Genomic DNA, 13,973 nt, shown 5'->3' on the forward strand with positions numbered 1-13,973 from the left:
GGATCAGCCGAGCGCCTGATTGGCGAGGGCGAAGGTGGTAGCGGCCGGGTCGGCGGCGCGGTGGATCGGGGGCTTCATCATGGCGATACCCCCGCCGACATGGGCGAGTCCTTGCTCGGCAAGCCAGAGAGAAAGGCCGGTCTCGGCAGTGGTATCGAGCCTGATGAACCGGCCGGTTCGCGTGGACATGAAGTGGGCCACGAGCGCCTTGGCGTCTTCGAGACCTTTAGCGACGACGGGCCCAATGGCCTCGCCGCGGCCGAAGGGGCGGATGCCGCCGAACCCGCAAACGCGCCCGTCCCGGCGGATCACCGCAAAGTTGCCGACCTTCCCGAGATAGGCAATCATCCCTTCACGGTCGGCGCCGAAGGCGAGGCGGTCGAGCGCGACGATCGCTTCGATGTCGGCCGCGACCGCCTGTTCCGTTTGCCCAGGCTCGGCGATTGCTCTGACGATGCCCTGATGCTGCAACACGCGACCCGTCTCGCGGAAGCCGAGCCTTTCGTATAGCGGCAGGCCCTCAGTCGTTGCCACGAGTCTGAGCGGACGATCGGCCGCTAGCCGCAACGCGGCGTCCATTAGCTTGCGACCGAGGCCGCGGCCGCGCATGGCCTCGTCGACGATGACCATGTTGATCGTTGCACAGTCGGACTTGTAAGGGGTGACGAGTACAGTGCCGACGACCCGGTCGCCCTCAATCGCGACGACGCCTTGGCTCAGGGTCAGCGCCATCTGCCAATCTTCAAGGCGATGTGGCCAGCCGGCCTGCCGGGATAGCTTGACGGCGGCTTCCAGATGCTCAGGTCCGAAGGCGGCAATATCGATCTGACTTGTCTGCATGGCATTTCCTTCAATTTCTGCCCGCAAGTCTGAAGGAGTGCCGGCCGGCAGATCGTCTGAAGGCTTTGGCTTGCGCGGTATCTTATAGCTTTGCACCTGCCGGTCGCCGCATCTTATGCTGGCAGGGAAGAGCGCTGGGAGGGCGCCGGGGCGGAAGGGCGCCGTTGACCACCAGCAGCCACACAACCTTCTGCCAAAGCCGGCGCTCGATACGATAGATTCTGCTTCGAACGCCGCCAAATCAGGCGAGGCGATGGGAGTCGCAGCGCCTATGATCCTCACAGAATACCTGGTCACGTTCTTTCAAGGATACGCACATGACGACGTTCCGTCCGAAATACATCACCTTCGACTGCTACGGCACGCTGACGAACTTCCAGATGGCGGAAGCGGCCCGCGACCTCTATCAGGAGCAGCTCGACGAGGCGCGCATGGCTGAATTCATCAAGAATTTCGCGGCCTACCGCTTGGACGAGGTCCTGGGCGCCTGGAAGCCCTATGCCGAGGTGGTGCACAATTCGCTGGAACGGACCTGCAAGCGCAACGGCATTAAATTCCGCGATGAAGCTGCGAAGATGGTCTATGAGCGCGTGCCGACATGGGGGCCGCATGCGGACGTGCCGGCGGGGCTTGCCAAGGTCGCCAAGGAGATCCCACTGGTGATCCTGTCGAATGCAATGAATTCACAGATCATGTCGAATGTCGAAAAGCTTGGCGCACCCTTCCATGCGGTCTACACCGCCGAGCAGGCGCAGTCCTACAAACCGCGCTTTAAGGGCTTCGAATACATGCTGGATATGCTCGGCTGTGATCCGCAGGACATTCTTCACTGCTCGTCCTCCTTCCGCTACGACCTGATGTCGGCGCACGACCTCGGCATCAAGAACAAAGTCTGGGTCAATCGCGGTCATGAGCCGGCCAATCCCTACTACGGCTATGTCGAGATAGCCGACATCTCCGGCCTGCCGGGCGTCGTCGGTCTTTAGAAAAGGCAGTGCGCCATGAAGTTCCTGTCCTACTGGCATGATACGGCCCCGGCCTTTGCCGGAGCTGCGCAAGGCCCGGTCGATGGCCATTACGACGTCGCCGTGATTGGCGGCGGCTTCACCGGCCTCAGTGCGGCCCGGCAGCTTGCCAGGGCCGGGGCGAAGGTCGTCGTGCTGGAGGCCGAGAAGATCGGCTGGGGCGCCTCCGGCCGCAATGGCGGACACTTGAATAACGGGCTCGCCCATAGCTATCTTGCGGCCAAGGCGGAACTCGGCGGGGAGCGGGCGATTGCGCTCTACAAGGCGTTCGACGATTCAGTCGACACGATCGAGGCACTGATCACCGAAGAAGGTATCAACTGCAACTTCCGCCGCGCCGGCAAAGTGAAGCTTGCCTCGAAGCCCCAGCATTTCGAGGCGATCGCCCGCAACTTCGAGGCGGTCAACGCGGAGGTCGATCCCGATACGGCGCTTCTCAGCGCCGAGGATCTGAAGCAGGAGGTCGGCTCGCCCTTCTTCGGGGCAATGCTCTCGAAGAAGAGCGCGATGATGCATATGGGGCGGTATGTCGTCGGCCTCGCCGAAGCGGCTACGCGCCATGGCGCCATGGCTTTCGAGAGCGCGGCCGTCACCGAGCATCGCCAGGCGGGCGGCCGGCACACATTGAAGACCCCCCGCGGCAGCGTCACCGCGGATGCGGTTCTTGTCGCCACCGGCGCCTACACGCCTTCGATCTTCGGTTATTTCCGCCGCCGCATCATCGCCGTCGGCAGCTTCATCATCGCCACCCGACCGCTGACAGCGGCGGAGATCGGGGCGACAATGCCGGGTAGCCGCACCTGTGTCACGTCGATGAACATCGGTAACTATTTCAGGCTCTCGCCCGACAACCGTCTGATCTTCGGCGGCCGCGCGCGCTTCTCGGCGACATCCGACCAGCGTTCGGACGAAAAAAGCGGCGCGATCCTCAAGGCGAGCCTTACCGCGATCTTTCCGCAACTCGCCAATGTCGAGATCGACTACTGCTGGGGCGGCCTCGTCGATATGACCAAGGACCGATTCCCCCGCGCCGGTTATCAAGACGGCGTTTGGTACGCCATGGGCTATTCCGGCCACGGGGCGCAGCTTTCGACGCATCTCGGCATGATTATGGCGGATGCGATCCTCGACCGGCCGGACCGCAACCCGCTGAAGGGTCTCGAATGGCCGGCCGTGCCCGGGCATTTCGGCAAGCCTTGGTTCCTGCCGCTCGTCGGCATGTATTACAAGATGCTGGACAGGATCCAGTAGACAACGCGGGGGTAGGAAGAAGGGCGCGGACCGGACAGGTCCGCGCCCTTCTTTGTTTGGATGATCTAGCCTGGCGTGCCGCGTCAAGTGTGCAGCGGTCTTGCAATAGAGCTGAAGCGCCTCGCGCGCGCTTGAGAGCGGGATGAAGAAACACGGGCGGCTTTTCGCGCGCATCCCGCTCTACTCCCAGAGCCGATCACGTTTTAGGCTTCGATTCGACCCAAGATCGTCGTGACCTACGGCGCGTCGCGTTCAATCGAATCACGCGACGCGCCGTAGATCCCTTGTTTGTGCCTGCCGTTGTCCCAAAAGCCGCGGCACACTTTTGGGCAACATGCATTAATCCAGTCCGCCGATGTGGAAGCTCTTCATCTCGAGATATTCCTCGATGCCGACCTGGGCACCCTCGCGGCCCAGGCCGGATTGCTTGACGCCGCCGAAGGGGGCGACTTCGGTGGAGATGGCGCCGGTGTTGAGGCCGACCATGCCGAATTCGAGTGCTTCCGCCACACGCCACGAGCGTTTCAGGCTCTCAGTGTAGAAATAGGCAGCCAAGCCGAAGGGCGTGCCGTTGGCGATGGCGATTGCCTCCTCCTCTGTCTCGAAGCGGAAGAGCGGTGCGACTGGACCGAAGGTCTCTTCGCTGGCAAGCAGCATCTCGGTGGTGGCGCCCGTGAGCACGATCGGGGCCTTATATTGTCTCCCCTCCGGCACCGACCTGCCGCGCGCCGCAAGCTTCGCGCCCTTGGCAAGCGCGTCCTCGACGTGGCGGTCGATCTTGTCGATCGCCGCGTCATTGATCATCGGTCCGATCGCGATGCCGGGTTCCGTACCGGGGCCGACCTTCATTGCGTTAACGCGTGCGCCGAGCTTCTCTGCAAAGGCGTCATAGACGCCGGCCTGCACCAGGATGCGGTTTGCACAGACGCAGGTCTGGCCGCCATTGCGGAACTTGGACGCGATCGCGCCTTCGACTGCCAGATCAAGGTCGGCGTCGTCGAAGACGATGAAGGGGGCATTCCCGCCGAGTTCGAGCGAGAGGCGCTTGACGCTGTCGGCCGCGCCTCTCATCAAGAGAGAGCCGACGCGCGTCGAGCCCGTAAAGGAGATCTTGCGTACTGTTTCGTTCGCCATGAACTCGTTGCCGATTGCGGTCGGCATGCCGGTGACGATGTTGATCACGCCTGCGGGAATGCCGGCGCGCTCTGCCAGAACTCCGAGGGCGAGCGCTGAAAAGGGCGTGAACTCCGAGGGCTTGATCACCACCGTGCAGCCGGCCGCCAAGGCAGGTGCCACTTTGCGGGTAATCATTGCGTTCGGGAAATTCCACGGCGTCACGATCGCGCAGACGCCGACCGCCTCTTTCAGAACGACGATGCGCCGATCGGCCGTCGGAGAGGGAATGGTGTGGCCGCCGATGCGACGAGCCTCCTCGGCGAACCATTTGACGAACGAAGCGCCGTAACGGATCTCGACGCGCGCCTCGTCGAGCGGCTTGCCCTGTTCCATCGTCAAGAGCAGAGCCAAATCCTCGAGGTTTTCGATCATCAGCGCATACCAGCGCTCAAGTAATGCGGCCCGTTCGGCATGCGTCTTCTTCTTCCACGGTCCGAAGGCGGCATTGGCGGCTTCGATGGCGGAGCGCGTTTCCTCTTCGCTCATGTCCGGAATGGTGCCGAGGCGCGTCCGGCTAGCGGGGTCGAAAACGTCGACGATCTTACCCGAGGCTGCGGCCAGCCAGGCTCCGTCGATGAGGCCCTCTTGCCGGAAAAGTTCCCTGTCGTTCAACTTCATGATTTCTCTCCTCTAAAGATCAGTTGAGCGCGGCAAGCACCGCCGCCTTAATCGTTTCGGTTTTGTCTTTGCCCGGCACGGTGCCGATCCCGCCGGCGGTCGTTCTTTCGAGCGCGGTCATGACAATGCGCGCGGCTTCACTTTCTCCGAGGTGGTCCAGCATCATCGCGCCGGACCATATGGCGGCGATGGGGTTGGCGATCCCGAGATGGGCGATGTCGGGTGCGGAGCCGTGTACCGGCTCGAACATCGACGGGGCGCTTCGATCGGGGTTGATGTTGGCGGAAGCCGCAAAGCCGAGCCCGCCCTGGATGGCGGCACCGAGATCAGTCAGGATGTCGCCGAAGAGGTTCGAGGCGACCACGACATCGAGGCTCTCGGGCGCCATGACCATGCGGGCGGCCATCGCATCGATGTGGTAGCTCGTCACCTCGACATCCGCGTATTCGGCGGCGAGCTCTCGCGTAATCTCGTCCCAGAACACCATGGAGTATTTCTGGGCGTTGGATTTGGTCACCGAAGCGAGCTTGCCCCGGCGTTGTCGCGCCTGCTCGAAGCCGAAGCGCAGGATCCGTTCGACGCCCGTGCGCGTGAAAATCGAGGTCTCGACCGCGACCTCATCGCCCGTTCCCTGATGCACGCGGCCGCCGGCGCCGGAATATTCGCCTTCGGTATTCTCGCGGATGCAGAGGATGTCGAAATTGTCCGCCTTCAACGGACCTTGGACGCCCGGCAGCAGCCGGTGCGGGCGGATATTGGCATATTGCACGAAGGCCTTGCGGATCGGCAGGAGCAAGCCGTGCAGTGAGACGGAATCTGGCACTTCCGCGGGCCAACCGACGGCGCCGAGCAGGATCGCATCGAAGCGGCGCAAGATCTCTATGCCGTCCGTCGGCATCATCGCGCCGGTTTCCTTGTAAAAGGCGCAGGACCACGGAAAGGGCGTGCCGGTGAGCGAGAAGCCGGAGTGCCTGGCAACGGTCGAAAGGACCTGCCAGGCCGCATCCGTTACGTCCTGGCCAATGCCGTCGCCGGGGATGAGTGCGATCGAATAGGATTTCATGGAGGCCTCCCTATAGGCTGATGAGCACGCTCTTGCTCTTGCGGTTGGCGTGATAGGCCTCGCGTCCGAGATCTTTGCCGATGCCGGAGCGCTTATAGCCGCCGGTCGGCAGGATGTGGTCGCGTGAACGATTGTAACGGTTGATCCAGACGGTGCCTGCCTGGAGTCGCCGCGTCAGCCGCAGCGCGCGCGACAGGTCGCGGGTGAAGAGGCCAGCGGCCAGGCCGTAGGTCGGGTGATCGGCGAGTGCCAGTGCCTCCTCTTCGTCGGCGAAGGTCTGCATGGTCAGGACAGGACCGAAGATTTCTTCGGTAATCGCTGGCGAGGAGCTGTCGCGAACGGCCATCAACGTCGGTTGATAGAAATAGCCCGGCGCATCCATTGGGGCGCCCCCGAACAGGCATTCGCCGCCCGCCGCAACGGCAGCCTCGACGATGCCGTGGATGCGGTTCAACTGGCGCTTCGAGATGATCGGCGAGTACCCGCTCGCCTCATCCCAGGTCGGACCCGGCTTCGCCGCCTTCATGTGCGTGACGATCGCCTCGGCGAGCGGCGCAGCAACGCTTTCCTCCACGATCAGACGGGAGCCGGCAACACAGGCCTGGCCGGCATTCGAAAGCATGCTCTGGGCGATCGCGGCGGCAGCCTTGTCGAGGTCCGCGTCGGCGAATACGAGTTGAGGACTCTTCCCGCCGAGTTCAAGCGTCATGGGCTTGACCCCGGTGCGGGCGATATTGGCCATGATGGCCGAGCCGGCGCCGGTCGAGCCGGTGAAGCTGACCTTGGCGATGTCCGGATGGCCGGTGAGGGCAGTGCCGGTCACCGGACCGTCGCCCAGCACGATATTAACGAGACCGGCCGGCAGGCCGGAGCGGATTGCAAGCTCGGCAAGATAGACGGTCGAAAATGGCGTCATTTCGGAGGGCTTCAAGACGACGGCATTGCCGGCGGCAAGCGCGGGGCCGAGCTTCCAGGCGGCCATCGAAACGGGGAAATTCCACGGAGTGATGGCGCCTACGACACCATAGGGCTCGGTCATCACCATGCCGAGATTGTTGTCATCAGTCGGCACGAGGTCGCTGCCTTCCTTGTCGGCGAATTCTGCGAAAAAGCGGATCTGCTCGGCGCTGACGGCGATATCGCCGGCGATCAGGTGTCCGACCGGTCGGGTCGAGGAAAGCGCCTCGAGCTTGGCGAGGGTTTGCGCCTCGCTTTCGATCAGGTCGGCCCAGCGCTGCAGCACGACTGTGCGTTCGCGCGGACGCACGCCGCCCCAGTTGCTCGTCTTCAGCGCATTCTTGGCGGTTTCGACGGCGCGGTCGACGAGTGCCTTACCCGCGAGCGGGCAGCCCGCATAGGCCCTGCCGTCGGACGGACGATGCATGTCGATAACGCCCTCGGCAGGGATCAGCCGGTCGCCGATGAAGTGCCCTACGGGCAGGGGAAGAGTGTCGGGGTCAAAGCTGAGAGTCATAGCGGGTCCTCGGATAATCTCATGCGAGGCTACCGGAAGAACGCGAGCAGCATGCATCGAGTGGCGATGCGGCGACGGCGGAAAATTACGTTTTCGGTGACGAGACAGCGAAATCTTCGGAGGATGAGATGGCCGGTCGGTGACGTATCGGCGATGCGCTGGAGCAATCCGAGGGGCACGAGAAAGCGATTGCCGGGCTTGAGCAGCGACGACACGCCAGAAAGCCGCGAGCGTGCCGTGGTGGGCGAGGATGCCGGTTGCCGGCAAGTTTCCGCCGAAACCAGTTTGAGCGCGATCCGAGGGAGATAGGCCTGTATCAAGGGGCCCTCGATCGGATCGCGCTGCGGGCACTACATGACCGTTACGTAGATCTTACGTACGGTCTCGATCGTCTTCCAGACACCGACAAACCCCGGCTTCATGACGAAGCTGTCACCGGCTTTGTAGACGACCGGCCTGCCGCCTTCCGGCGTGAGTTCGACGACACCGGAGAGGATATGGCAGAATTCGAATGTCTCGCCCTTAATCGAGCGCGTCTCTCCGGGGGTCGCCTCCCAGACGCCTGTATGGATCATCTCTCCCCGTGCCACGTCTTGAGCCCAGGTCTTGAAGGAGGGACTGCCGGAGATCAGGCGTTCCGGAAGCGGACCGGACTCGCGCGGCGGGAAAGAGGGATTGGTGTCGATGTTCTTCAAGAGGGACATGGGTTTCCTTTCCTAGGATTGAGAGCTTAATAGCCGCGGCGGCGATCGATGAGCCCGATGGGATCAAGTCCGGCCCGATGACGCTTGATGTTCTCGATCACGGCCTCGGCGGCTGTTTCTGGTTGGGTGACGCTTGCTATGTGCGGCGTCAGCAGGATTTTTGGGTGGCTCCAGAGGGGATGACCCGTTGGCAGCGGTTCGGGATCGGTGACGTCGATGACGGCGGCGGAGAGATGGCCGGTGTCGATTGCCTCGAGAAGTGCCTGGTGATCGAGCTGCGGACCGCGGCCGACATGAACGAGCGCCGCACCGGTCGGGAGCTTGGCGAAGAGGGCGGCATTGAGAAAGCCGCGCGTCTCGTCGGTTAAAGGCAGTAGACAGATGAGGATGTCGGTATAGCCCAACAGATGGTTGAGACCGTCAGTACCGTGCAGGCATCTGACACCCTCGAGTTGGCGCGCGCTGCGGCTCCAGCCGGATAGCGGAAAGCCGAAGGGCTGCAATCGTTCGAGCACCGCGGTGCCGAGCATGCCGAGGCCGAGTACGCCGATGCGGCGTTCCGACGCTTGAACCGGTGAAATGGCCCGCCAATGTTCGCTGCGCTGCTGGTCCAGATAGGCCGGCAGGTTGCGATGAAGCGCGAGCACGGCAAGTGTCACATATTCCTGCATCATCCGGACGATGCCGTCCTCGATCATGCGCACGACCTTCACATGCGGCGGCACGGCCTCGATGCGGAACTGGTCGACGCCGGCGCCAATCGAGAAGAGGATTTCAAGGTTGCGATAGCGCGAGAGATCTTCGGGAACCGTCCAGGTGATCAGGTAGCGCACCGCATCCGGATCGACCGCCGCCGCATCCTTGGCGAAAGGAACGTCCGCAAGCTCACGCGAAAAGGCTTCGGCGAAAATCGCACCGCGTTTTGCGTCGGAATTGAAGAGGAAGGTCATCACGCGTCTCCTTCTTCATGCCTCAGGCGCGGCAACATTCGCCGAGCCGCTCGATCATCGCCTGGCAGGCCAGGAGCTCATCGACGAGGATGAATTCGTCGGGCTTGTGGGCGCGGCCGATCTCGCCGGGGCCGCAGATGATCGCGTCGATGCCAGCCCGTTGGAAAAGTCCCGCCTCGGTGCCGTAGCTGACGGCCGGGAGAGACTCGAGACCGGTCAATTCTTCCAGCAGCCGCGCAAGCGGCGCATCGGGGCCGAGCGAAAGTGCCGGATAGGAGCTCAGTTCCTGCCATTCCACTTCGAAGCCGCGTTCCGACAGCGCCTCGGCCGCGTCTCGCATCGGCGCGAGCAGTTCCGCCGGATCGACGCCGGAAATCGCCCGTGCCTCGAACTCGGCCTCGCAGGTGTCCGGGATGATGTTGACCGCCTGGCCGCCCTTCACCGTGCCGATCTGCAGAGAGGAGTAGGGCGGCTCGAAAACATACTCGAAAGGACCCCGGGCCAGTCGGTCGGCTTCGGCGACCGCCCGTGCTAAGACGCTCGCAATGGCATGGATAGCATTCAGTCCCATGTCGGGCCTCGACGAATGGCCGGAACGACCCTTGACCGTAAGTCTGGCGGCGGCCTTGCCCTTGTGGGCGCGGATCGCGTGTAAGCTGCTCGGCTCGCCGATGATTGCGCCTAGCGGCGCCGCGCAGAGTTCCGGCAGGCGCGCGATCATGTGTGGCACGCCGCGGCAGCCCGCCTCCTCGTCATAGGAGAAGGCGAGGTGCAGCGGCCGGCGCAGGTGCATCTCGGCGAGCTTTGGCGCGACGGCGAGGGCGGCGGCCAAGAAACCCTTCATGTCGGTGGCGCCCCGCCCATAGAGTCGGCCCGCCTCTTGACGCAGACGGAAGGGATCGCCCGTCCAGCCGCTTTCGGCCGCCGGAACGACGTCCATGTGACCGGAAAGTATATAGCCCGGCACCTCTTTCGGACCGATCGTGGCGAACAGGTTAGACCGATCGCCCTCAGGGCCGGGAAGCAGGGTGACGGCGATGCCGTGGTTTTGCAGATAGCCGCGGATCCAGGCAACGATGTCACTATTGGGGGTGCTGACGACGGAGGGGAAGCCGACGAGCTTTTCGAGGATTTCCACTGCCTGCATTCTTGTCCTCACAGCATCCCGGTTCGCTGGGGTCGGCGCCGTCGATCATGCCCAGTACTTTAGAAGCCTATCCAGGCTTTACATGCCGAAAGCGCGTCGGATTTGGAGGATTGTGTTGCGTCAGACGGCCTCTCAAGTGAATTGTATCGAGCGCACCGTCCTAGTCTAACGGGTAAAGGTTTTGGCCGCGGGCCGGTTGGAAAGCGGGACGAGACAAGACGCCGGCAGGGACGGGAGGCAAGGAGTGGACACACCGACATCCGAATCCAAAGTCATTGACAGTTTCGAAATGCGCATAGCCGGGATCGAAAGCGCCGATCTCGAGCAACTGCACGCCCTGTCGGTTTCCGTCGGATGGCCGCTTCGCGCCGAGGACTTGCAACTCCTGCGCGAGGTCGGCCGCGGCTATGTGGCGCTTGATGAAATCGGCAGGCTGACAGGTTCGGCCATGTGGTTTCCGCACGGTGATGATTTCGCGACCATAGGCATGGTGATTACTTCGCCGCGGCTGCAGACAAACGGCGCTGGGCGTTGGCTCATGGGCCACGTGCTTTCGGATTGCCAGGGACGCGATCTGAGGCTCAATGCGACGAGGGCCTCCCGCCGCCTCTACCATTCGCTCGGTTTTGAGCCTATACGGACCATATACCAATGCCAGGGCATTGCCCGCCGGCCGACCGACTCTGTTACGCCAACGGAGCAGCCGGTGGTCCGGCGACTGGAAGGGGAGGACCTCGCCGCGGTCGTCGAGCTGGATGCAGGGGCATTCGGTGTTTCGAGGGCGACGCTGATCGGCAAGCTCTTTGCACAATCCATAGGCTACGGCTTGGTTCGCGGCGGTCGGCTGTGCGCTTTCGCACTTTGCCGTCCTTTCGGCAGGGGGCATGTCATTGGCCCGGTCGTGGCAGAAACTGATGCGGACGCCGTCGCAGTGATCCGGCAACATGTCTCCACCCACGAAGGTCATTTTTTGCGGCTCGACACACCAGTCGAGACCGGCACTTTCGCCACATCCCTCTCGCAATCCGGCCTGACCGTCTTCGACACAGTGCTCGCAATGTCCCGGCGGGGCAAATGCGCAGCGGTCGTAGTACCTGGACCGAACCTCTACGGGCTGGCAAGCCACGCGCTGGGCTGACTTGCGGCGATGGTGGGGGCGGAATCTGGCGATTGCTGCAAGCCTGTCTTGCATTAGAAGGGCGGCGCGCGAATACCGGGCTTGGGTGTTCGACCTGGTTGTCCGCCCAAACGAGCTCAGAGATGAAAGCGGTGGTGAGGGACATGACGGGCAGCGTACATCGCTGCGGCGGGGCGTCAATATTCGCTAGGCAGCCCCTAGTGCCCGTGCCTTCAGAGGCGATCTCTACGTATCAGCCGATCGACCATAGGTAATTTACAATCTCCCGCCGGATTGAGTCTCGGTCGCCGTACTTCTCGCAGATGCGGTTGAGCTCTTCGATGACGGCCTCCTGTTCCTCGTCGTCGCAAATCACGTACATGTTGTGCCCCACAGAGTTGATGTGGCACCCAGCCTCGATCACGTTTGCCACGAATGCAGGAATTTCTTCTTCGTTCATCAGGTGCAACAGGGCCGCATTGCTCATGCTGAGGTTCCTTCTGCTTTCGGACCCCTAGTAAGGTTTGGGGCAAGGACAACGCCGGAGAAGTCAGCCAAAATGGCAAGAGAGCAAAGATGCTCATCAGCGATCTCGATCAATGCGACGGCGACCTCATCGTCGGACCAGCCCGCCGCCGTACAATAAGCGGCGAAGGCGCCGAACGCCTCTTTGAGAGCTTCTTGGCATTCATCACTGCTCTGCTCGTATCTAGTCTGGCGAGTGGGAGGGACAATTTTCGGTAAGTCTACCTGCATCATAGTTTCCCCGAGCGGCCTCATTGTTCTTTTGAGCTCCAGCCGAGCCATGTATGTGACCGTGGCGCTGAGGCGGTAACGCCTTGGTTGAAAACAGAATATGCGGCGATTGGTTTCTACCGCAATTGACCTCAGACCATTGGCGGGCCACCTAAGACTTGAGCCCTACAGCGAACGGGTACTCCCCCAGCAGCTTCCTACCTCAACTTAGCTATTTGTAATTTCAAAAAGGGATTACCTACCGCGCCGGGCCGATCACGAGGTCGTAAATGAAGAGGTTCTCGCGGTTCCGAGCCTGATCCAGCCGCAGGCTGACCCCAGAGCGCTACGTCGCTTGGGGCTGGGGCGCGCTCTGTGAGATTCATCGTTCGAAGTTGTCGGTGGGCTAAGGTTCGACTCACATCATGGCGAGGGAAAAGAGTCGACATCCCCGTCTGGGCGGCATGTTGCCGGCTTCCGATCGTCTCGGGTGGTTTTCGGCCTTCCGATCGGAACGTGCAGGCAGCGCCATCGTCTGACATTGCGAGTGTGGCGATCCGACCCCGTTGACGACCTTGGTCGTTGCAGACTTAACGTCATAAAGAAGTCGAAAACTGACTTTCAGCTTAAGAGCATTCGGGCGTGCGCTCGTCTGGGGTTATTCACCACATTTCGTGTCCAGTCACATCGGGGCCGCCCAAGTTTCAAGACGTTGAACACCGCTAGGACGTGCGTATGTGGAAGATCCAAATCGGTCTCGCCGCTGTATCGTCCGGTGGCACGGATGAGACGACCCACAGTTTACCGCGGCGCGCGAGACGGCTAGCGGGCAACCCGCGGATGCTCTTTTCGTGTTATGATGGGCTTGCAGTGCGTAATCACGACCTTCGACAAGATGGCGGAGGCCGAACGCTATTTTTGCTCTGGCGCAGGAAGTTTTGCGTCCCCAGCATAGGCCCAACGCCGAAGCTGGATGTGCTGCCTTTTCCTGACTGATCCGGGGCGAGGAGGTAGTCCATGTCCACGAGTAGTGTCGACCGCCCGCTGCAGCCGGGCGACCAGGCCCCGAATATAGTGCTCGATGCGATATCGCGCGACGGCAAGATCGCGCTCGATGATTTTCGAGGCCGTAACCCGTTGTTGCTCGGTATGTTTCGCGGCCTACATTGTCCGTTCTGCCGGCGCCATGTCGCGGCGATGGCGCAACTTAAGCCGGCTCTGCGTGAGAAAGGCGTCGAATGCCTAGCAGTCGTCATTACGCCAGTCGAGCGGGCGCGGCTCTATTTCCGTTACCACCCGGCGCCCGATCTTCTCACCGCATCCGACCCGGAGCGGGCCTCGCACCGTGCTTTCGGCTTGCGCGAGGTCGGGATGGGCACGGTCATGGCGATACGGGTCCATCTCCCGGGCGAGTTGCCCGAGCCTATGGATGTCATGGCAATGGACGAGTTTCTCAACAAGAAGGAAGGATATGAGATTACGGAAGCCGATCAGCAGGCGATGGCTTCCAGCCAGGGGCAGCTTGTCGGTCAGTTCCTGATCGACCGAGGGGGCATCGTACGCTGGAGCTTCACTGAAGTTCTGGAGGCTGGCCTCAATACGTTCAGGGCACCGATTCCTGAGGAATTGATGTCGGCAGCTTCCCAAGTTACACATTAATAGGCTGCTGAAAACTCGTTCGACGACCACCGTCCTGTGGTGATTCTGTAAATTTGGATGATGCTCAGGCGCGGAGGGTTAAAGTCTGCCCGTGGGCTTCATAGCGATTTCCATTCAACGGCCGCGGAGCGACCAGACGCTAGAGCGAGCAGGCCTCGCGCATGGGCGGGGCGACGTCCCCTCCTTGCCGCAATCACGCCGGTCCGACGGGCGC

General features: G+C 62.1%; 13 protein-coding genes. 4 read left to right on the plus strand and 9 right to left on the minus strand.

Annotation, left to right across the window (positions count from 1 at the left end; genetic code table 11):
- Nucleotides 1-3 precede the first annotated feature (3 nt).
- Complete coding sequence (locus ASE60_RS10510; protein ID WP_057249980.1) at nucleotides 4-840, minus strand: GNAT family N-acetyltransferase; 837 nt, start codon at nucleotides 838-840, stop codon at nucleotides 4-6.
- A 317-nt stretch (nucleotides 841-1,157) separates the two neighbouring features.
- On the opposite strand from ASE60_RS10510, the gene ASE60_RS10515 reads away from it, so the two are divergent.
- Nucleotides 1,158-1,826, plus strand: a complete 669-nt coding sequence (locus ASE60_RS10515) for a haloacid dehalogenase type II (RefSeq protein ID WP_057249982.1) — start codon at nucleotides 1,158-1,160, stop codon at nucleotides 1,824-1,826.
- A gap of 15 nt (nucleotides 1,827-1,841) precedes the next feature.
- A complete protein-coding gene (locus ASE60_RS10520) occupies nucleotides 1,842-3,116 on the plus strand; it encodes an FAD-binding oxidoreductase (RefSeq protein ID WP_057249984.1) in 1,275 nt (424 codons plus the stop codon).
- Between the two features lie 339 nt (nucleotides 3,117-3,455).
- Here the strand turns inward: ASE60_RS10520 and ASE60_RS10525 are convergent, their stop codons facing one another.
- From ASE60_RS10525 to argE, 6 genes are all read right to left on the minus strand, one after another.
- Nucleotides 3,456-4,910, minus strand: a complete 1,455-nt coding sequence (locus ASE60_RS10525) for an NAD-dependent succinate-semialdehyde dehydrogenase (protein WP_057249986.1) — start codon at nucleotides 4,908-4,910, stop codon at nucleotides 3,456-3,458.
- 19 nt (nucleotides 4,911-4,929) lie between these two features.
- A complete protein-coding gene (locus ASE60_RS10530; RefSeq protein ID WP_057249988.1) occupies nucleotides 4,930-5,973 on the minus strand; it encodes a tartrate dehydrogenase in 1,044 nt (347 codons plus the stop codon).
- A 10-nt stretch (nucleotides 5,974-5,983) separates the two neighbouring features.
- Nucleotides 5,984-7,447 carry an aldehyde dehydrogenase family protein gene (locus tag ASE60_RS10535; protein ID WP_057249990.1) on the minus strand — a complete coding sequence of 488 codons (1,464 nt, stop codon included), beginning with the start codon at nucleotides 7,445-7,447 and terminating at the stop codon, nucleotides 5,984-5,986.
- Nucleotides 7,448-7,797: 350 nt separating this feature from the next.
- Nucleotides 7,798-8,151, minus strand: coding sequence for a cupin domain-containing protein (locus tag ASE60_RS10545; RefSeq protein ID WP_057249992.1), 354 nt, complete (start codon nucleotides 8,149-8,151; stop codon nucleotides 7,798-7,800).
- A gap of 26 nt (nucleotides 8,152-8,177) precedes the next feature.
- The gene (locus ASE60_RS10550; RefSeq protein WP_057249994.1) at nucleotides 8,178-9,101 is read right to left on the minus strand and encodes a glyoxylate/hydroxypyruvate reductase A; all 924 of its coding nucleotides are present in this window, start codon (nucleotides 9,099-9,101) and stop codon (nucleotides 8,178-8,180) included.
- Nucleotides 9,102-9,123: 22 nt separating this feature from the next.
- A complete protein-coding gene (argE, locus tag ASE60_RS10555) occupies nucleotides 9,124-10,248 on the minus strand; it encodes an acetylornithine deacetylase (RefSeq protein ID WP_057249996.1) in 1,125 nt (374 codons plus the stop codon).
- A gap of 244 nt (nucleotides 10,249-10,492) precedes the next feature.
- Between argE and ASE60_RS10560 the strand changes: the two genes are divergently transcribed.
- Nucleotides 10,493-11,386, plus strand: coding sequence for a GNAT family N-acetyltransferase (locus ASE60_RS10560; protein WP_057249998.1), 894 nt, complete (start codon nucleotides 10,493-10,495; stop codon nucleotides 11,384-11,386).
- A gap of 232 nt (nucleotides 11,387-11,618) precedes the next feature.
- Here the strand turns inward: ASE60_RS10560 and ASE60_RS10565 are convergent, their stop codons facing one another.
- Together ASE60_RS10565 and ASE60_RS10570 are read right to left on the minus strand one after the other, a co-directional pair.
- The gene (locus ASE60_RS10565; protein ID WP_057250000.1) at nucleotides 11,619-11,852 is read right to left on the minus strand and encodes a hypothetical protein; all 234 of its coding nucleotides are present in this window, start codon (nucleotides 11,850-11,852) and stop codon (nucleotides 11,619-11,621) included.
- Nucleotides 11,849-12,121 carry a hypothetical protein gene (locus ASE60_RS10570; RefSeq protein WP_113133077.1) on the minus strand — a complete coding sequence of 91 codons (273 nt, stop codon included), beginning with the start codon at nucleotides 12,119-12,121 and terminating at the stop codon, nucleotides 11,849-11,851. The genes ASE60_RS10565 and ASE60_RS10570 overlap by 4 nt, the downstream gene beginning before the upstream one ends.
- Before the next feature lie 996 nt (nucleotides 12,122-13,117).
- Between ASE60_RS10570 and ASE60_RS10575 the strand changes: the two genes are divergently transcribed.
- Nucleotides 13,118-13,759 (plus strand): peroxiredoxin-like family protein, encoded by a 642-nt coding sequence (locus ASE60_RS10575; protein ID WP_057250003.1) that lies wholly within the window; start codon nucleotides 13,118-13,120, stop codon nucleotides 13,757-13,759.
- Nucleotides 13,760-13,973: the final 214 nt, after the last annotated feature.

Origin of the sequence: Ensifer sp. Root278 (assembly GCF_001429285.1) — a bacterium.
In the GTDB taxonomy this organism is placed as follows: domain Bacteria; phylum Pseudomonadota; class Alphaproteobacteria; order Rhizobiales; family Rhizobiaceae; genus Ensifer.

Excerpts from the sequence above, each read along its gene's own strand:
- ASE60_RS10525 (WP_057249986.1), bottom strand. The coding sequence starts at position 4,910 with ATGAAGTTGAACGACAGGGAACTTTTCCGGCAAGAGGGCCTCATCGAC.
- argE (WP_057249996.1), bottom strand. The coding sequence starts at position 10,248 with ATGCAGGCAGTGGAAATCCTCGAAAAGCTCGTCGGCTTCCCCTCCGTC.
- ASE60_RS10510 (WP_057249980.1), bottom strand. The coding sequence starts at position 840 with ATGCAGACAAGTCAGATCGATATTGCCGCCTTCGGACCTGAGCATCTG.
- ASE60_RS10520 (WP_057249984.1), top strand. The coding sequence starts at position 1,842 with ATGAAGTTCCTGTCCTACTGGCATGATACGGCCCCGGCCTTTGCCGGA.
- ASE60_RS10565 (WP_057250000.1), bottom strand. The coding sequence starts at position 11,852 with ATGAGCAATGCGGCCCTGTTGCACCTGATGAACGAAGAAGAAATTCCT.
- ASE60_RS10550 (WP_057249994.1), bottom strand. The coding sequence starts at position 9,101 with ATGACCTTCCTCTTCAATTCCGACGCAAAACGCGGTGCGATTTTCGCC.
- ASE60_RS10575 (WP_057250003.1), top strand. The coding sequence starts at position 13,118 with ATGTCCACGAGTAGTGTCGACCGCCCGCTGCAGCCGGGCGACCAGGCC.
- ASE60_RS10545 (WP_057249992.1), bottom strand. The coding sequence starts at position 8,151 with ATGTCCCTCTTGAAGAACATCGACACCAATCCCTCTTTCCCGCCGCGC.
- ASE60_RS10535 (WP_057249990.1), bottom strand. The coding sequence starts at position 7,447 with ATGACTCTCAGCTTTGACCCCGACACTCTTCCCCTGCCCGTAGGGCAC.
- ASE60_RS10515 (WP_057249982.1), top strand. The coding sequence starts at position 1,158 with ATGACGACGTTCCGTCCGAAATACATCACCTTCGACTGCTACGGCACG.
- ASE60_RS10530 (WP_057249988.1), bottom strand. The coding sequence starts at position 5,973 with ATGAAATCCTATTCGATCGCACTCATCCCCGGCGACGGCATTGGCCAG.
- ASE60_RS10570 (WP_113133077.1), bottom strand. The coding sequence starts at position 12,121 with ATGCAGGTAGACTTACCGAAAATTGTCCCTCCCACTCGCCAGACTAGA.